Raw genomic sequence first — 18,869 nt, forward strand, 5'->3', positions numbered from 1 at the left:
TAATAAATTATCTGGTAATGATGGCGAAGAGGCCACACCCGTTCCCATGCCGAACACGGAAGTTAAGCTCTTCAGCGCCGATGGTAGTTGGGGGTTTCCCCCTGTGAGAGTAGGACGTTGCCAGGTATTTTCTTAAGTTTATTAATAACTAAATACTTTTTATTATCGCGGGGTGGAGCAGTCTGGTAGCTCGTCGGGCTCATAACCCGAAGGTCGCAGGTTCAAATCCTGTCCCCGCAACCAAATGGTCCGGTAGTTCAGTTGGTTAGAATGCCTGCCTGTCACGCAGGAGGTCGCGGGTTCGAGTCCCGTCCGGACCGCCATTTTTTGATTGTTTACGAAACATAGATGTTTCGTTTTTTTTATGTCTTTTTTTAATGCCAACAAAAAGATAAATGTGATACGATAGAATGTGAATAACTTGGATAAACTACAACTATTAGCTAAACTAAAAAGAGATCATTCCTTAGGAAACAATTCCTAAGGTTTTTTCATAATTTAGGAGAAAGACATGGATGAATTTGATTTTATCAGTAAAATAAAGCCCAATCGTATATTTCAAGAAAATGTAAAAGTAGGAATTGGTGATGATGCTGCTGTTTATGAGCCTTCAGCTCATAAAAATCAAGTAGTATGTGTTGATTCAATGGTAGAAGGTGTACATTTTCTGAAAACTTTGTCTTCTCCGCGAGAAATTGGATATAAGTCGTTAGCTGTGAATATAAGCGATATTGCAGCAATGGGAGCAATTCCTATCTATTATTTGGTATCTATTGCTATTCCATCTAGTTGGGAAGAACATGAGCTTTTAGAGATATTTAAGGGAATGCAAGAGCTTGCGGAAATGTATCAAATGGATTTATTAGGTGGTGACACTGTTTCTACTACTGACAAGCTGATTGTAACAGTTACGGTTATTGGTGAAGTAGAAACCCATGTACAGACACTTAGAAATAATGCTAGAGACGGAGATATCGTTTTTGTTACAGGGAATATTGGAGACTCTTCTGCTGGATTAGCGCTGTTATTAAACCAAGTAGCAATTGAAGATAAAACGTATAAGAATTATCTTATTAATCGTCATAAGAAGCCAAATCCACAGGTTAAAGCGGGTAGGCTTATCGCAAAACTGGAAAGAGCTTCTTTAAATGATATTAGTGATGGATTAGCAAGTGAGCTTCATGAAATTGCTGAAGCAAGTCAGTTAGGAATAGCAATTAATGAAATTGATCTTCCAGTTAGTAATGAATTGTTCTTTTTAAAAACTGTTTATGATATAAACAAGTGGATACTTTTTGGTGGTGAGGATTTTGAGTTAGTTGGTACTACCTCAAAAGAATCATGGGATGAATTAAAACAAGCATGTGATGAGCAAATGATTAAAATCACTAAGATTGGCTTGGTTACTTGTAGCCATTCTGGCGTTTTACTAAATAGTGAAAATCAAGAAGTGATAAAGCTTGAAAAGTCTGGTTACAACCACTTCAATAGATAAGTAAGGTGAGTAAGAGTGGAAGAATTTGAATTTAGTACAAAAAGCTCTGAAGAAACATTAGAAATTGCAAAAAGACTTTCTGAAAAAGTAATAAAAAGTGATGTTGTAACGCTTGAAGGTGATTTAGGTGCAGGAAAAACAACATTTACAAAAGGACTAGCAAAAGGTTTAGGAATAAAGCGCAATGTAAACAGTCCAACTTTTACAATTATTAAAGAATATAAAGGTGGAAGATTGCCTTTATATCACATGGATGTTTATCGTCTAGAGGATGCTGATGAAGATTTAGGATTTGATGAGTACTTTCATGGAGATGGCATTACAGTGGTAGAGTGGGCACATCTGATAGAAGACCAATTACCAAGTGAGCGTTTGGATATAAAAATCTTATATGTAAATGATTCAACAAGGAAAATCATGATGACTCCATATGGTTCTCATTATGTTGAAATATGTAAGGAGTTAAGCAATGAAAGTATTAGCAATTGATACAACTAATTATGTGCTCGGAATATCGTTAGTCGATGAAGAAAAAGTGATTGGTGAGTATATTACAAATTTGAAAAAGAACCATTCTGTACGTGCAATGCCAGCTATAGAAAGCCTATTAGGTGATTGTGAAGTAGCCCCAAAGCAACTTGATAAAATAGTGGTAGCTACTGGTCCCGGATCATATACTGGGGTTCGTATCGGAGTATCGATCGCGAAAACAATGGCATGGTCTTTGAAAATTCCAATAGTAGGCGTCTCTAGCCTAGAGGTGTTAGCAGCAAACGGAAGATTTTTTAATGGATTCATTTCTCCTATATTTGATGCGAGAAGAGGCCAAGTTTATACAGGCTTATATCAATATGCTAATGGAGAATTAGTAACAATTGAAAAGGATCAAAACCTTTTACTTGCTGATTGGCTAAAAATGCTTGAAGCTAAAAAGGAACGTGTTTTATTTGTAGGTAATGATGTTGAAATTCATAAAGAAACAATCGTTAGCACGTTAGGAGATATGGGTGAAATTGGACAAGTTACGTTAAATAACCCGAGACCAAGTGAGCTAGGGCTAATTGGCTTAACAAAAGAAGCGTCAGATGTCCATTCCCTTGTTCCAAATTATATCCGACTAGCTGAAGCAGAAGCAAAATGGCTAGAACAGCAAAAATAAGATGGTGGAGAACTTGGATAATAGGTTTACGATAAGAAAGATGCAAAGAGAAGATATTGAAGAGGTTTATCAAATCGAATTACTGTCATTTTCAGCACCTTGGTCGAAAGAGTCATTATTTTATGAACTCGAGCAAAATTTATTTGCAAAGTATTTAGTAGTGGAATTTGAGGGAAAAGTGATTGGCTACTGCGGCTTATGGGTGATTATGGATGATGCACAAATTACAAATATAGCAGTACACCCTGATTATCGAAATATGAAGATTGGTGAAGCTCTTCTAAGGTTTTCAATCCAGCTAAGTAAAGAAATGAATGCAAAACGGTTATCTTTAGAGGTACGAGTTTCTAATCATATCGCACAGTCTTTATATAAAAAGGTCGGGTTTTTATCAGGCGGAATAAGAAAGAGATATTATACAGATAATCAAGAAGATGCTTTAGTAATGTGGGTGAATTTAGTATGAATCAATCAGATCAATATATATTAGGTGTAGAAACAAGCTGTGATGAAACAGCTGTAGCTATTATTAAAAACGGACGTGAAATCGTAGCAAATGTAGTAGCCTCGCAAATTGAGAGTCATAAGCGATTTGGAGGTGTAGTCCCAGAGATTGCTTCTAGACACCATGTTGAACAATTAACGATCGTTTTTGAGGAAGCAATGAAACAAGCGAACCTTGACTTTAATGAAATATCAGCAATTTCTGTAACTGAAGGACCAGGTCTAGTTGGTGCCTTATTAACAGGGATTAATGCCGCAAAAGCGTTAGCATTTTCCCATGGTATACCACTTATAGGTGTTCATCATATAGCTGGCCATATTTATGCAAATCGTCTTATTAAAGAGTTAGAGTTCCCGTTATTAGCTTTAGTGGTATCAGGTGGGCATACTGAGCTTGTTTATATGAAAGAGCATGCTAATTTTGAAGTAATTGGTGAAACATTGGATGATGCAGCAGGGGAAGCATATGATAAGGTTGCAAGAACTTTAGGGCTCCCGTATCCTGGTGGTCCACATATTGACCGATTAGCACATGAGGGAAAACCAACAATTGATTTACCAAGAGCTTGGTTAGGTGAAGGATCATTTGATTTTAGCTTTAGTGGCCTCAAATCAGCAGTTATAAATACGCTTCATAATGCTAAGCAAAAGGGAATAACATTGGAAGCTAAAGATGTTGCTGCTAGTTTTCAAGCAAGTGTCATTGATGTGTTGGTGAAAAAAACATCACAAGCTGTGGATAAATATCCTGTGAAACAACTGTTACTAGCTGGTGGTGTTGCAGCAAATAAAGGCTTGCGTACAGCTTTAGAAAAAGAGTTTTCTTCAAGGGATGGGTTAGAGTTAATTATTCCACCCTTGTCCCTCTGTACAGATAATGCAGCAATGATTGCTGCTATTGGTAGCGTTCTATATGATAAAGGAATTAGAAGTGATTTAGCTCTAAATGCAAATCCTGGACTTGAATTAACATCTTATTAAGAGGTGACTCAATTGGGTCATAACCTTCCCTATTTACTTATATATAGATCTTTTAACTTGAATTGATCTATATATTGAGCTGGAAGGTATGATCCTTGGTATTTGAGTCACCTTTTTTATATGTAAATGATAGTTATGAACATAGTTATCCACAGAATATGCACGATATTTGTAGAATTGTGTAAAACAAGTAAAAATCCTGTCATATCAGCTTTGTTTAGGCTGTGTATAACTAGGATAATATTTAGAATTTTTGTGGATAATGTGTATAAGTCTGTTGATATGTTGGAAATAAAGGAATTGTAGTGTGGATAAAAATCAAGGGAAACTTTCTGATCTCTCTATTATTATCTAAGAGATAAAAAAATGTCGAAAGATGTATGCAACCGACATTTAAAGATGAAGGAAGTAAAAAACAGCGAAATTGCTTCGCTGTTTTTTAGAAGTAAAGAAGTATAAATTTTTATACTTAGTTTTGGTGTCTAGCTCCAGCGCCTAGCGACTAGTGAACTTCACACTCCTCCTTACGATAAGTCAACATCGAATCGCTATCGCTCTTCGTGTTTCCTTTGCCGCACATTAACGGGCAGTAAATAAAAACTGTCCGTAAAAGTCCGATAAGTCTCGCTATCCATCAGAAAACCCACTGATGGAAGTCTCGCTTTATCTCATACGGATTGCTCCAGTTCATACGTCGCTGATCAAGGCGCTTGCGCTTTTCTTAGTGTAACTCTTCCCATTCATTCATTAAATTTTCTAGCTTTAATTGAAGAAGTTCGTTCTCAGAATTAATTCTTTGCACTTCTTCATGATTTTGATAGATGTTTGGATCACAGAGAAGAGCTTCATTTTTTTCTATTTGTTCTTCTAAATGACCTATCTCAGCCTCGATCTCTTCTATTCTTCGTTGCTTCTGTCTTTCAAGCTTTTTTAATTCTTTTTCTTGTTGATAGGAAAGCTTACCTTCTGGCTGTGTTGTCATCACCTTTTGAGAAGTTGATTTTCCCGTAGCCTCTTGTTCTAACCGTTCTAGCTCTAATTGTTCTTCTTTTTTTGTTAGGAAATAATCATAGTCTCCTAAATACTCTCTCAAATGATTAGGTGAGAGTTCAAATATCTTTGTAGCAATTCTGTTGATAAAATACCGATCATGTGAAACAAACAAAATTGTTCCAGGGTAATCAATTAATGCGTTTTCTAAAATTTCTTTACTGTCTAGATCAAGATGGTTTGTCGGTTCATCTAAAATAAGAAAGTTCGCGTTTTGAAGCATTAGTTTTGATAGAGCAAGTCTCGCTTTTTCTCCACCACTAAGAGTTGAAACAGGCTTTAAAACATCGTCACCAGAAAATAGAAAGTTTCCTAGAACTGTACGAATTTCTTTTTCCGTCTTCTGTGGATATTCATCCCAAAGCTCGTCCAGTACACGCTTATTAGAAGTTAGATCTGCCTGCTGCTGATCGTAATAGCCAATTTGTACATGGGAGCCAAGGGCAAATGATCCAGTTAATGAGTCAAGCTTTTGAACAATAGATTTGAGTAATGTAGATTTACCAATACCATTTGGGCCAACTAGGGCGATACTATCACCACGTGAAATAGAAAAGGATATGTTTGAAATGACAGGATGAACTGAGTCATATGAGACAGAGATGTCTTTTGCCTTTAATACATCATTTCCACTTTGTCTTTCGATATCAAATTGAAAGTTAGCCGATTTTTCATCACCAAGTGGCCGATTTATTAAATCCATTTTCTCTAACTTTTTTCTTCTGCTTTGGGCGAGCTTAGTTGTCGAAGCACGGGCCAGATTACGTTGGATAAAGTCTTTTAACTTAGCTACTTCTTCCTGTTGTCTTTCAAAGGTTTTAAGCTCTTTTTCGTAGTTTTCTGCTTTATACTTTAAGTAGCTGCTGTAATTACCGAGATATTTTGTACTTGTATGACGACTAATTTCGTACACCTGTGTGACAATTTTGTCCAAAAAATACCTGTCATGAGAGACAATTAAAATCGCTCCAGGGTAGTTCTGCAAGTATTGTTCAAGCCATGTCAAGGTTTCAATATCTAAGTGGTTTGTTGGTTCATCTAATATTAAAAGATCAGGGCTTGTTAATAGTAGTTTCCCTAGTGCGAGGCGGGTTTTTTGACCGCCACTCAACGAAGATATTTTTGTACCTGGATCAAACTCGCTAAAACCGAGTCCATGGAGGATAGATCGAATATCAGCTTCATATTGATAGCCGCCATTTTCTTTAAATTTCACTTGTAAGGTGTCATATTCTTTGAGGAGTTTCTCAAATTTAAGTGATTCATGGGCAGGGTCAACTGTTGCCATTCTTTGCTCAACAAGTCTCATTTCCTTTTCCATTAATTGAAGCTCTTTAAATACTAAATTCATTTCTTCCCAAATTGATAATTGAGATTCTAATCCCGTATCTTGAGCTAAGTAGCCTATTGATACATCTTTTGGTTTTATGATATCACCTGAATCATGTGACATGACTCCAGCAATTATTTTTAAAAGGGTAGATTTTCCAGCCCCATTACGCCCCACAATGGCAACTTTGTCTCTTGTTTGTACTTCTAGCTTAATATTCGATAAAATAGGATCAGCGCCAAAATATTTATTAAGTTGATTTATTTGTAACAATATCATTGTTTTCACCTCTACTAATGCTTTAAGTGTAGCTTAATAGCGACTTATGGGCAACAAAGATACAATAGATATCTATAATGATGGACGGAGTGCTCTTTTTTCTACGGCGCTGATCAAGGCGCTTGCGCTTTTGTTCTCGTTTAGGAAATTATAAAATTCTTGAACTGTGGATAAGCGCACGACATCCAGCTCCAGCGCCTAGCCCCTCGAGGTCATAAGCTAATTTAGAATTGAAGGCAAAGAACGCCTTCTATTCTAAATCATCTTATGCTTGTCGGGGCTGATCAAGGCGCTTGCGCTTTTGTTCTAGCCATACAATTGTCACAATAACAAACAGACAGATTTTAAAAAATAGTGTATAGTCTACGTATAAGGAGATATGGATATGTCAGAATTTACCCATTTTAATGAACAAGGCAGAGCAAAAATGGTTGATATCTCTGCAAAAGAAATAACAGTTAGAACAGCACGTGCAAAGACAAGCATTCAAGTGACGAAAGAGGTATATCAAAAGATCACCAATCATGAAATTGGAAAAGGTGATGTTTTATCAGTTGCACAGGTTGCTGGGATAATGGCAGCTAAACAAACAGCAAATGTCATCCCTATGTGTCACCCTATTCCAATTAAAGGTGTAGATATTGAGTTTGAATGGGAAAATAGTGATAGTACATATGTACTTTTGATAAGTTCAACTGTAAAAACAAAAGGCAGTACAGGTGTCGAAATGGAAGCGTTAACCTCTGCAAGCATTTCAGCTCTTACAATTTATGATATGTGTAAAGCTGTGGATAAAGGGATGGTTATTGGACCAACCTATCTAGTAGAAAAAACTGGTGGAAAAAGTGGAGATTTCATCAGGAAAGATATATAAGCTACTGGTTTCCAATAGTGGATTTAGCTTTTTAGTTTCACTAGACTGTTCTTCATGAATTTACGTCATAGAGGCTTTGTATGAAGGAAATGAGGATAGAAAACCGAGCTATTTTTCATTATTAAACATATTAGTTAAAAAATAGACTAGTTCTTTGCAATAAATATTTATAGAGCTTGCTCCGTTCACGCCGCCATATTGGTGTTGGGCTTGTAGTTATACACAGTTCTTCCCTTCATTTTGGATGGTGACGTTGGTACGTCATAGCACGTTTTGTATGAATGTGAGGGATAAAGAGTGAATATAGAACAATCTAAAATACCGCAGGCAACTGCTAAGCGTTTGCCTTTATATTACCGGTTTTTAAAAAATTTACACTCATCTGGTAAGCAGCGTGTTTCTTCTGCCGAGCTAAGTGATGCTGTAAAGGTAGATTCTGCCACTATTCGGAGAGATTTCTCATATTTTGGTGCGCTAGGTAAAAAAGGGTATGGTTATAATGTGAATTATTTGTTATCCTTTTTTAGAAAAACATTAGATCAAGATGAAACAACGAAGGTATGTTTAATAGGTGTCGGTAATTTAGGGACAGCTTTTTTACATTATAATTTTACCAAGAATAATAATACAGTTATTTCACTTGCATTTGATGTGGATAATAAGAAAATTGGAACAGAAATTGGTGGAGTTCATGTCTATGATTTAAACCATCTCGAAGAAATTATTCCAGAGGATGTAACTGTTGCAATTTTAACAGTACCTGCAACAGTCGCTCAGTCTATTACTGACAGACTTATTGTCAAGGGAATTAAAGGGATCTTGAACTTTACGCCGGCCAGATTAAATGTTCCAGATGAAATACGGATCCATCATATTGATTTAGCGGTTGAGCTTCAGTCGCTGGTATATTTTTTAAAACATTATCCTAATGAAGATAAATAATAAAGGCAAAGGAGGTGGATTTCGATGCCAACACTTGGATTCGGAAGCCTATTATTAATTGCATTTGTTGCATTACTAATTTTTGGCCCAAAAAAGTTACCTGATCTTGGTAAAGCGGTCGGTAATTCGTTACGTGAGTTTAAAAATGCAACAAAAGGTTTAGCAGATGATGAAGAAGATGATGTGAAAAAGATAGAAAAGAAGGACGAAGTCAAGTAAGATAGGATGAAACCGATATGAAACATAATGAAATGTCGGTCATTGAACATATAACAGAGCTTAGAAAACGACTTGTTATTGTTGTCGTTTTCTTTTTCATAGCTATTATTGCTGGCTTTTTACTTTCAAGACCGATTATCGTATATTTACAGCAAACAGAAGAAGCGAAGGATTTAACACTAAATTCGTTTAATTTAACTGATCCATTAATGGTTTACATGCAATTTGCGTTTCTTATTGCATTTGTCATAACGTCACCTGTTATTTTGTATCAGCTATGGTCGTTCGTTAGTCCAGGCTTATATGAGAAAGAAAGGCGCGTGACTTTAAGTTATATCCCAATGTCACTAGGGTTGTTTTTTGTAGGTGTTTCCTTTTCATATTTTATCTTGTTTCCATTTGTCGTAGATTTTATGGAAAGGATCTCGAACGATCTAGAAGTTAATCAAGTAATTGGAATTCATGAGTATTTTACTTTTTTATTGCAGCTAACCGTTCCGTTTGGACTGTTGTTTCAGTTACCTGTAGTTATTATGTTTCTTACTAGACTTGGAATTGTTACGCCGATGTTCTTATCTCAGGTGCGAAAATATGCATACTTTGTTCTACTTGTCATTGCTGCACTGATTACACCACCAGAATTAACATCACATTTACTGGTTTCGATACCGTTGTTTATTTTATATGAAATTAGTATATGGGTATCCCGTATTACATATAGGAAAGCTCAGAAGCTAAGGTTCGAGGAAGAGAATGCAAAAAATGAGACTCAATAAAGTCTCATTTTTTTTTGTTCATTTTTTTGATTTTACTAGATAGGATAAACATTCTAATTGCCACTCCGATATCGAAGGTTGCAATTAGCATTAAAACGATTGTCGGGAAAGAAAAAATCCCATTTTCAGCACTGTTAATTGCTAAATACGTAAACATCAACCCCATCGTTAAATAAAAGAATCCCATGGATATAGGGTTTGTTCTCATGTTAAAAGGCCTCCAATAATAACTTGCACTTGCTGCATTTCTTCAACTTGCTTCATCATTTTTTCAATGTCCTCACGAAATACAGTTTGAACTATGACTACCATCGTATTCATCGCCACATGGGCAAAGATAGGTACAATGATCCGCTTTGTTTTTACATATAAAAAGGCAAAGGTAAAACCCATCGATGCATATAAAAGAAGATGCTGAGGCTCACCATGCAAAAGGGAAAAAAGAAGTGAACTGATAAGTCCAGCAATAATAAAGTTCGTCCTTTTATATAACACACCAAAGATTATTTTTCGGAAAATGATCTCTTCTAGTATCGGTCCGATAATTGAAGTGACAATAATGACTAAGGGTGTTACTTCAATGACACTAACAATCATTTCTGTGTTTTCTGATCCAGGCTCTACACCAAATAGGTTGATTTCAATGTTTGCTGCAAAGTATTGGGCGAAAATAGCTAAAAAGAATCCGCCAATTGCCCAACCGACAGAAGCGGAAACAGATGATGGTTCGCCGCGAAGTAAACTCTCATTCTTACGTTCTTTTCTTAATAAAAAGAGAATAATGATAAACGCAAGGGTAAAGCTAAAGATTGTCCAATAAGCAAATCTTTCAACTTGTGTAGCACCTATATCTAAAAAATGAAATAAGCTGATCCCAGCTATCCCTGAAAGCTGCATGAGCATATATGTTAATAAAATAAACCAATAATGCTTTTTCATAGAGGCCTCCTTCATTTGACTAATGATGAGATATTTGACAGAAACATCTGATCATGGAATTGAACATGGGTAAAATTAATCAAACCTTATTGTATCATACCTTTCTATTATCATATGTATGATAACTATGTTGAATTAATCAAAAGATGTTTATTCAATTTACAATTTAGACAAAATCTATTAGGCAAGTTCTTTTAAAAAATTTTAACTTCATACTTGAAATTAGAAGAGATCTTATATAATATAATAATTGTGTTAGCACTCAAGGACAACGAGTGCTAATAAAAAGGAAAAATAATCATTTTTTAACGAATTTGAGGAGGTTGTTTCACTTGTTAAAGCCATTAGGTGATCGCGTTATTATCGAGTTAGTTGAATCAGAAGAAAAAACTGCTAGTGGTATCGTCCTTCCAGATAGTGCGAAAGAGAAGCCACAAGAAGGTAAAGTAGTAGCTGTTGGTACAGGTCGTGTTTTAGATAGTGGAGAAAAAGTAGCCCTTGAAGTAGCAGAAGGCGATCGTATTATCTTCTCAAAATATGCTGGTACTGAAGTGAAATATGAAGGTACAGAATACTTAATTTTACGTGAAAACGACATTTTAGCTGTTATCGGTTAATAGAAACAGCACACATATCATAGAAAACATTTAAAACTTTGAGGAGGTCTTGTAAAAATGGCTAAAGATATTAAATTCAGTGAAGATGCTCGACGTTCAATGCTTCGTGGTGTTGATGCATTGGCAGATGCTGTTAAAGTTACATTAGGACCTAAAGGACGTAACGTCGTATTAGAAAAGAAATACGGTTCTCCTTTAATTACAAATGATGGTGTTACAATTGCGAAAGAAATCGAATTAGAAGATGCTTTCGAAAACATGGGTGCTAAACTTGTTGCTGAAGTTGCAAGCAAAACAAACGATGTTGCTGGTGACGGTACAACAACTGCAACTGTTTTAGCTCAAGCGATGATCCGTGAAGGATTAAAGAACGTAACTGCTGGAGCAAATCCAATGGTTGTTCGTAAGGGAATTGAAAAAGCTGTTGCAGTTGCTTTAGAAGAGCTACAAGCTATTTCTAAACCAATCGAAGGTAAAGAATCTATTGCACAAGTTGCTGCAATCTCTTCAGCCGATGAAGAAGTAGGGCAATTAATCGCAGAAGCAATGGAACGCGTTGGTAACGACGGTGTTATCACAATTGAAGAATCTAAAGGTTTCTCTACTGAATTAGAAGTAGTAGAAGGTATGCAATTTGACCGTGGTTATGCATCTCCATACATGGTAACTGATTCTGATAAAATGGAAGCAGTTCTTGAAAACCCATATGTATTAATCACTGATAAAAAAATTACAAACATTCAAGAAATCTTACCTGTATTAGAGCAAGTTGTTCAACAAGGTAAGCCTCTATTATTAATTGCAGAAGATGTAGAAGGTGAAGCATTAGCTACTCTAGTAGTTAATAAACTTCGCGGTACATTCAATGCAGTAGCAGTAAAAGCACCTGGCTTCGGTGATCGCCGTAAAGCAATGCTTGAAGACATTGCGATCTTAACTGGTGGTGAAGTTATCACTGAAGAATTAGGTTTAGATCTTAAATCTGCTAATATTAGTCAATTAGGCCGCGCTTCTAAAATTGTTGTATCAAAAGAAAATACAACAATCGTTGAAGGTGCTGGAGAAGCTGATCAAATTGCAGGCCGTGTAAGCCAAATCCGTGCTCAATTAGAAGAAACTACTTCTGAATTTGATAAGGAAAAATTACAAGAACGTTTAGCTAAATTAGCTGGCGGTGTAGCAGTAATCAAAGTTGGTGCTGCAACTGAAACTGAATTAAAAGAGCGTAAATTACGTATCGAAGATGCTCTAAACTCTACTCGTGCTGCAGTAGAAGAAGGTATCGTTTCTGGTGGTGGTACAGCTCTAGTAAATGTATATAACAAAGTAGCTGCACTTCAAGAAGAAGGAGATACTCAAACAGGTATCAACATCATTCTTCGTGCACTTGAAGAGCCGGTTCGTCAAATCGCACACAATGCAGGACTTGAAGGATCTGTTGTTGTTGAGCGCTTAAAGAAAGAAGAAGTTGGAATTGGCTTCAACGCTGCAAACGGCCAGTGGGTAAACATGTTTGAAGCTGGTATCGTTGACCCAACTAAGGTAACTCGTTCTGCATTACAAAACGCAGCTTCTGTAGCAGCAATGTTCTTAACAACTGAAGCTGTTATCGCTGACAAGCCTGAAGAAGGTGGCGGCATGCCTGATATGAGCGGCATGGGCGGCATGGGTGGAATGGGCGGCATGATGTAATCAACATCATAAAGCCTTGATATATAGGGGTTTTTAAGTAGAATAAAGGTAAATGCTCATACTTTTGCTCATAGTAAGCAAAAAATGCTCACTTTTTTCACAAAAACCATCTTATCAGAGAAGGTCTTTCATCAGTTTACTGAACTGGTGGGAGGCCTTTTCTTCCATATTCGCTGTCATATGAGCGTAAATATTCATTGTAGTGTTTATGTCAGTGTGGCCTAAACGCTGCTGGATCTCCTTTACTCCCACACCCGCTTCAATTAAGAGATGTATGTGTATGTCTGAATGAATGAGGGGTAATGTTTTTATCAATACCTGCCTTTTTTATATTGAAAAATATCAAGAAAAGCACAACGCGGAATAGGCTAGAGAGTAAGGGTGTGTTATACACCCTTTTTTTCTGCCTTTACGGTGTGAAAAAAGCATCTCTTCTCGGAAGGCACTTTGGTTACATAAACAATTTAACTAACAATATAATTATTTTTAATGACCAACATAATTCCTTCAAACCGAAAATCTCATTTTTCTTTCCCACTTCTATTCTCTCTTTTTAAGAAAATAAAAGAGTCCTAAAAATATATGCTTTCTCAAAAAAACTTGAATGCCGTTTTCAGAATGATGTTTTCAATTGGAAAAAATGGAAAAATTCACAATGTGTATTGCGTAACGCTACACGATACGATAATATGGATAATATAACCAAGGTGGAGGGTAAGGGATGAATAAACCGATAAATAAAATAGGTGCCTATATTAGGGAAAATGTTATACCGAAAAAGATATCAGTAAAAGCTGCTGCTGAATTGCTGGGGGTAGGGCGTCCGGCTCTTTCAAACCTTCTTAATGGACATTCCTCGCTGTCGTCTGATATGGCGGCGCGTTTGGAACGAGCATTTGGAATCAGTGCGCATCATTTGCTGGACATGCAGGCAACTTATAATGCAAAACTTGCCAAAGAGAAAGGGGTGGCAGCTTCAACAAGGGCCTATATCCCACCATTTATGCAATTTAAAGCTAATGATATAGAAAATTGGGCGTGCACAATCAAAGCTCGAACCCGCTTTGCTGTTTTTCTACGGACATTAATAAATTCGACTGGGTTGAAAATAAAGAAAATAGACTTTCCTGGTAATGACGATGCTGAGCGTCCGGGGTGGGATGGATATTTAGAAACTGAGGAAGGAATGCCGTGGGTTCCTGTTGGCTTATCTGGGTGGGAATTTGGTACTAATAATGACCCAAAGAAAAAGGCGGATAAGGACTACAAAAAGAGTGTCGAACAGAATACATCTTCTATTCGAATGGAGATGACTTTCGTTTTCGTGACACCAATGCGCTGGTCGGGTAAGGAAGCATGGAGAAAAGAAAGACAAGCAGAAGAGAATTGGAAAGAAGTATTAGTCTTCGATGCGAGTGATCTTGAACAATGGCTTGAACAGTCGATTCCAGGCCAGGCATGGCTTGCAGGTGAGATAGGTATACCTGCGCAAGGTGTTATTTCGCTTGATGATTGTTGGAAAAGGTGGGTGGCAGACACTGAACCGACGCTCTCAGAGAGACTATTTGATACTTTTGTTGAGAAGGCTAAAAATATCACGCTTAAAAAGTTGGCTAAGTTAGAACCGATAATCATTGCAAGTGATTCAAAGGAAGAGGCATTAGCGTTTCTTTCCAGTTTATTTACGACCGAAGACTCAGAACTTGCAATTTTTCGTGATCGAATAGCGGTGTTTACTCAACCGGGAGCATTATCGAAATTGGCAACAAAACACTCGGATTTCATCGCTGTTATAACAAATCGGCAGGTAGAACAGGAGTTTGCACCCTATAAAAAAGACATACGATCCATAATTTTATATCCACGTAATGCGACTAATGCAGAGGCAGACATAGTTCTTGAGCCGATTGGTCAAGAGGCTTTTAGTAAGGCGCTCGAGAAAATGGGATACAATCGTGATCAAATTCATAGGTTGGGCCACGAGTCTGGTAGGTCACTTACAGTTTTAAGACGAAGGCTGTCCAGTTTAGTTGCAATCCGTACTCCGAAATGGGTGTCTGATAAGGAAATAGCAAATACTCTCTCCGGGATTCTTTTTGCAGGGACCTGGGAGGCTAATAACGAAGGGGACAAGGAAATACTTTCACTTCTATCCGGTGAAATAGAATACGAGAAATTAGAAAGCAAGTTTATCGAATTACTTCATTTAGAAGATAGTCCTGTTTGGTCTATTGGCTATACGCGGGGATTAGTCTCTAAAATTGACGCTCTTTATGCTATTTACAGGCGGCTGACAAGTGAAGACATTGACCGCTTCCTCGATGTGGCGGAGCTTGTGTTGTCCGAGGATGATCCTTCGTTGGATCTTCCAGAAGAAAACCGGTGGGCAGCTAGTATCTATGGTAAAACGAGAGAAATTTCCTCAGCTCTAAGAAAAGGTATTGGTGAAACGTTAGTTCTCCTCGCGGTTTATGGGAATGCACTCTTTCAAGAGAGAATGGGGAATGTTCAGTATAAGATTGAGGTTTTGGTGAAATCACTTCTTTGTCCTTTGACAACCCGTAAATTAGAAGCCCAATCAGATAATTTGCCCTTGTACGCAGAGGCTACTCCGGATGTGTTTCTTCAAATCCTGGTTGAAGATTTGAATTCTAGTCAACCTCAATCTCTTGGTCTTATGAGATCTGTTCAAGCGGGATTTTTTGGACGGAATCCTAGAACGGGTTTACTTTGGGCCTTGGAGAGTATTGCTTGGTCATCAGAATATCTTATGAGAGTGATAAAAATTCTTGCTGAACTTGCCAAGCCTGAAATTAACGATAATTGGGTAAATAAGCCGATAGAAAGTCTAAGTGCTATTTTTCGCTGCTGGATGCCCCAAACAACGGCATCTTTAGAGGAACGAACTGCTGCTCTTGAATATTTAGTAAGAAGGTACCCAAAAATAGGGTGGTCCTTGTGTGTTGAACAGTTTAATGGGCATTCAAGAATCGGTTCCTATAGTTATAAGCCTCGTTGGCGGACTGAAGCTCATGGGGCAGGCGAGCTGGTGAGTAGACAAGAAACAGGTATCTTTGCAAGGAAGGCACTTGAACTTGCGTTAAACTGGCGAACCCATAATGCTGGTACACTTGGTGATTTGGTCTCGTGCATAGGGGAACTTCCTGAGGAATACCATAAACGTATTTGGGATCTTATTGAAACGTGGAGCTACACAGCAGATGATACTGAAAAATCTATTCTTCGTGAAAGGATACGAACTAGTATCTTCTCGCTCCGGGCCAGCTCTAAAAATAAACATATAGAGCTTAAGGGGCATGCTCAAAGAACTTATGAGCTTTTAGAGCCAACCGATACTATTTTACACTATGTTTGGCTGTTTAAAAGTCCGTGGGTCGAAGAATCCTATGAAGAGTTGGAAGAGGAAAACCTAGATTATAAGTCACGTTCCGCAAAAACTGAGGCTCTCAGACTTGAGGCTCTCTCGGAAATAATGTCTGAAAAAGGAATACAAGGTGTTCTGGATTTAGCAAGTCGTGGAGAATGTTCAACTATTATTGGGCGTCTACTGTCCAATATCCTTACAGACAGAAGTGAGTTACTAAAAGCTGTCGAGAATATTATAGGAATTGGCCCATTGGGAGAGTCGCCCGTCCGGCAATCAATTATTTCGGGAGTGATGGAAGCATTAGTCAGTCAAGGTGACTTCGAACTCATCCCACAAATGGTTAAGCAATATGAGTCTACTGACACTGTATCTCTGTTAATACAGGCACCATTCATTAAAGAGACTTGGGATATTATTGAAACTCTAGAAGCCCCGGTGCAGGAGCGATATTGGAAAGATATTATCCCCAATGGAATTGGAAATTTAGGACAAGAAAACATGCAATATGCCATTGACCAACTCATTAGTGTAAATCGACCTAGAGCTGCTTTTAGAAACGTTCAGTATAACTTGAAAGCAATCCCGCCGAAGCTCTTATTCAGGCTGATTTCTGCAATAACAACCTGCTCTACTGAACCTAAGGGAACCTACATGCTTGACAGTTATCATGTTAAAGAAGCATTTAAACTTCTAACAAAAAGTGGAGAAATCCCTGTTGACCAAATGGCAGGGTTAGAATTTCAATTTATTGATGCGTTTTCGGATGAAGGGTCTAATATTCCTAATCTTGAAAAGCATATAGAGGAACATCCAGAACTCTATGTTCAAGCTGTAGCGATGGCGTACAAGAGGGCTGATGGAGGAGAGGATCCAGAAGAGCTCCGTGTTCCAAACCAGCAGGTGAGGGAACAGCTTGCAACTGCATCACACAGACTTTTAGAAAAGTTATCATCCATTCCTGGGCATAATAGCGAAGGTGAGCTAGACTCGAAAAGAATTGAGCACTGGGTTAAAAAGGTTCGTGAGGCTTCGATAGAACTTTCCCGCGGAGATGTATGCGATATTTGTATTGGAAATTTATTTTCCAAAGCACCAATCGGTGAGGATGGCGTTTGGCCATGTGAACCAGTTCGTAAAGCCCTTGATTCTGTCTTAAATGATAAAATTTCTAGGGGCATAATAGTGGGGGTTTATAACTCTCGCGGTGTCCAATGGCGCGGAGAAGGTGGTGATCAAGAGAGAGAGCTGGCTGGAATGTATGAAAAATGGGCGAAGGCCTTGGAATTTAGTTACCCACAGGTCGCAGTTACCTTAAGAAAAGTTGCGAAATCCTATCACGACGAAGCTATTAGGGAGGATCAGTTGGCGGGTGTAGCAAGACGCTTACTTGACTAGGGTCAGCTTTAGAACTCAAGCGTGTTTAGGAGGGGTTTTGAAAAAAATGGATGGCAAGAGGCAAACTTGTAGAGGAATCTAGCTCTGCAAAAAATGAGCCTTATGTGAGATTTTGCTGTTGTAAGTAATGAAGCTGGGCACCTTGTGAGTCCCCAGCTTCCTTTCCATACTGGCTATTAGCCAACCTTAGTAATAAATATGCCCGACAAGAGAAAATTAAAACCTGAAAAAATGAAAAACCTGCATTCCTTGTGAGAGTGCAGGGTGCTTACTATTGGTTACAAGAACCAATCTTCAAATAATGGGTTTTAAACAAAACTAGTTGTTCAAAACTACCAACCTTAATGTAATTATAAAGACAACCGTGAACAACTGTCAACAAGTTGAATCTTTTATTTATCGTCATTTTGGTCCAATTTTGCATATTTTTTGATGTTTTTCGCAATTTTGGAGAACTTTCTAATAATCAAGCTTCGCCTTTTATCCTTTGTATTTCAGCTTTGGCTGCTTTTAATTCCTCGTTTTTATTAAGTAACGTGGTCTTCAACTTTTCCAAAAGGGCATGTTTACCAGGTATATAATATTCTAATATTAGGTTGTCGATTTGGTTCAGTAAATTTTGCTTAATTCTGTAGCTGTTTTTATTCACTGCACGATATTTACTTATGCGTTGTATTTGGTCTACCTGTATTACGGAGTGTTTTCTAAACCAGTATTCGTTTTGGTCTTCAGGTTGAATGTTTTATTTGAATGCCAGTACCTCAAAAGGAGGGTGAATCACTGGTTGTTGAGTTTGATGGTTAATCTTTGCAGCTGTTATCGGTGCTGCTATAACCCAATCTTCACCTTGGTCATATAAAACAACTCCGGGGTGCGGATATCTAATTTCGGTGCCAATGTTAATTGTGCCCCAGTCAATAGACATGATAATACTGCCTCTAGTGTAATTTCTGTGTCTGGCTGAACTTCTTAAATGTCCAGATTCATTTTGCAACCAGAGGTCTTTGTAAAGCATCCAGTTTGAGGATTTTTCGACACTACTTTGCTTTACATGGTTTTCTATTAGTGGGATGATTTTTCCCAATTCGCCTGTTATGTTTGAATGTCCGTGTGATAAAGTTCTTTTAACTGATACATCTTTTTTTAGTCTGTCTAATAATGTTCTATTTACGTGCACCGAGTGGTTCCCCCATTCTTTATTCCATCTTTTACTTTACCATGCCTAGATA

The 18,869-nt window shown here is 37.6% G+C and carries 16 protein-coding genes, 2 tRNA genes, 1 rRNA gene and 1 pseudogene; 15 read left to right on the forward strand and 5 right to left on the reverse strand.

The annotated features are described in order from the left end of the window. Window positions 1-10: 10 nt before the first annotated feature. The 8 genes from rrf to tsaD all read left to right on the forward strand — a co-directional run bounded on the left by rrf (window position 11) and on the right by tsaD (window position 4,139). Window positions 11-126 (forward strand): 5S ribosomal RNA (gene rrf, locus I7822_RS26405). 40 nt (window positions 127-166) lie between these two features. Next, window positions 167-243 (forward strand) — tRNA-Met (locus I7822_RS26410). A gap of 3 nt (window positions 244-246) precedes the next feature. Continuing rightward, a tRNA-Asp gene (locus I7822_RS26415) sits at window positions 247-323 on the forward strand. A gap of 188 nt (window positions 324-511) precedes the next feature. Then, window positions 512-1,495: a thiamine-phosphate kinase gene (thiL, locus tag I7822_RS26420; protein WP_207982044.1), complete on the forward strand. Its 984-nt coding sequence runs from the start codon at window positions 512-514 to the stop codon at window positions 1,493-1,495. Between the two features lie 15 nt (window positions 1,496-1,510). After that, complete coding sequence (gene tsaE, locus I7822_RS26425) at window positions 1,511-1,984, forward strand: tRNA (adenosine(37)-N6)-threonylcarbamoyltransferase complex ATPase subunit type 1 TsaE (RefSeq protein WP_207982045.1); 474 nt, start codon at window positions 1,511-1,513, stop codon at window positions 1,982-1,984. Further along, a complete protein-coding gene (gene tsaB, locus I7822_RS26430; RefSeq protein WP_207982046.1) occupies window positions 1,965-2,654 on the forward strand; it encodes a tRNA (adenosine(37)-N6)-threonylcarbamoyltransferase complex dimerization subunit type 1 TsaB in 690 nt (229 codons plus the stop codon). Before tsaE ends, tsaB begins: the two co-directional genes overlap by 20 nt. Window positions 2,655-2,667: 13 nt before the next feature. Next, a complete protein-coding gene (gene rimI, locus I7822_RS26435; protein ID WP_279382023.1) occupies window positions 2,668-3,120 on the forward strand; it encodes a ribosomal protein S18-alanine N-acetyltransferase in 453 nt (150 codons plus the stop codon). Then, the gene (gene tsaD, locus I7822_RS26440) at window positions 3,117-4,139 is read left to right on the forward strand and encodes a tRNA (adenosine(37)-N6)-threonylcarbamoyltransferase complex transferase subunit TsaD (protein ID WP_207982048.1); all 1,023 of its coding nucleotides are present in this window, start codon (window positions 3,117-3,119) and stop codon (window positions 4,137-4,139) included. The genes rimI and tsaD overlap by 4 nt, the downstream gene beginning before the upstream one ends. A gap of 721 nt (window positions 4,140-4,860) precedes the next feature. Here the strand turns inward: tsaD and I7822_RS26445 are convergent. Continuing rightward, complete coding sequence (locus I7822_RS26445; RefSeq protein ID WP_207982049.1) at window positions 4,861-6,798, reverse strand: ABC-F family ATP-binding cassette domain-containing protein; 1,938 nt, start codon at window positions 6,796-6,798, stop codon at window positions 4,861-4,863. A gap of 385 nt (window positions 6,799-7,183) precedes the next feature. Between I7822_RS26445 and moaC the strand changes: the two genes are divergently transcribed. The 4 genes from moaC to tatC all read left to right on the forward strand — a co-directional run bounded on the left by moaC (window position 7,184) and on the right by tatC (window position 9,609). Then, the gene (moaC, locus tag I7822_RS26450) at window positions 7,184-7,672 is read left to right on the forward strand and encodes a cyclic pyranopterin monophosphate synthase MoaC (RefSeq protein ID WP_207982050.1); all 489 of its coding nucleotides are present in this window, start codon (window positions 7,184-7,186) and stop codon (window positions 7,670-7,672) included. Between the two features lie 297 nt (window positions 7,673-7,969). Then, a complete protein-coding gene (locus I7822_RS26455; protein ID WP_207982051.1) occupies window positions 7,970-8,614 on the forward strand; it encodes a redox-sensing transcriptional repressor Rex in 645 nt (214 codons plus the stop codon). Window positions 8,615-8,638: 24 nt separating this feature from the next. Further along, window positions 8,639-8,833, forward strand: coding sequence for a twin-arginine translocase TatA/TatE family subunit (locus tag I7822_RS26460; RefSeq protein ID WP_066335688.1), 195 nt, complete (start codon window positions 8,639-8,641; stop codon window positions 8,831-8,833). Window positions 8,834-8,850: 17 nt separating this feature from the next. Continuing rightward, window positions 8,851-9,609 carry a twin-arginine translocase subunit TatC gene (gene tatC, locus I7822_RS26465; RefSeq protein ID WP_207982052.1) on the forward strand — a complete coding sequence of 253 codons (759 nt, stop codon included), beginning with the start codon at window positions 8,851-8,853 and terminating at the stop codon, window positions 9,607-9,609. A gap of 4 nt (window positions 9,610-9,613) precedes the next feature. Here the strand turns inward: tatC and I7822_RS26470 are convergent, their stop codons facing one another. Together I7822_RS26470 and I7822_RS26475 are read right to left on the reverse strand one after the other, a co-directional pair. After that, window positions 9,614-9,817 (reverse strand): YdiK family protein, encoded by a 204-nt coding sequence (locus tag I7822_RS26470; RefSeq protein WP_207982053.1) that lies wholly within the window; start codon window positions 9,815-9,817, stop codon window positions 9,614-9,616. Further along, complete coding sequence (locus I7822_RS26475) at window positions 9,814-10,548, reverse strand: CPBP family intramembrane glutamic endopeptidase (RefSeq protein WP_207982054.1); 735 nt, start codon at window positions 10,546-10,548, stop codon at window positions 9,814-9,816. The genes I7822_RS26470 and I7822_RS26475 overlap by 4 nt, the downstream gene beginning before the upstream one ends. 332 nt (window positions 10,549-10,880) lie before the next feature. Here I7822_RS26475 and groES point away from each other — a divergent pair, with 332 nt between their 5' ends. Then, window positions 10,881-11,165, forward strand: a complete 285-nt coding sequence (gene groES, locus I7822_RS26480; RefSeq protein WP_026561982.1) for a co-chaperone GroES — start codon at window positions 10,881-10,883, stop codon at window positions 11,163-11,165. Between the two features lie 57 nt (window positions 11,166-11,222). Further along, window positions 11,223-12,857 (forward strand): chaperonin GroEL, encoded by a 1,635-nt coding sequence (gene groL, locus I7822_RS26485; protein WP_207982055.1) that lies wholly within the window; start codon window positions 11,223-11,225, stop codon window positions 12,855-12,857. A gap of 114 nt (window positions 12,858-12,971) precedes the next feature. Here the strand turns inward: groL and I7822_RS26490 are convergent. Then, window positions 12,972-13,188: pseudogene (locus I7822_RS26490) on the reverse strand (tyrosine-type recombinase/integrase); the annotation flags it as partial. 390 nt (window positions 13,189-13,578) lie between these two features. Between I7822_RS26490 and I7822_RS26495 the strand changes: the two are divergent. Then, window positions 13,579-17,640, forward strand: a complete 4,062-nt coding sequence (locus tag I7822_RS26495) for a HigA family addiction module antitoxin (protein WP_207982056.1) — start codon at window positions 13,579-13,581, stop codon at window positions 17,638-17,640. 742 nt (window positions 17,641-18,382) lie between these two features. On the opposite strand, the gene I7822_RS26500 is transcribed toward I7822_RS26495, so the two are convergent. Then, window positions 18,383-18,817, reverse strand: coding sequence for a hypothetical protein (locus I7822_RS26500; RefSeq protein WP_207982057.1), 435 nt, complete (start codon window positions 18,815-18,817; stop codon window positions 18,383-18,385). Window positions 18,818-18,869 lie beyond the last annotated feature (52 nt).

It is taken from the genome of Metabacillus bambusae (assembly GCF_017497975.1).
Lineage (GTDB): Bacteria > Bacillota > Bacilli > Bacillales > Bacillaceae > Metabacillus > Metabacillus bambusae.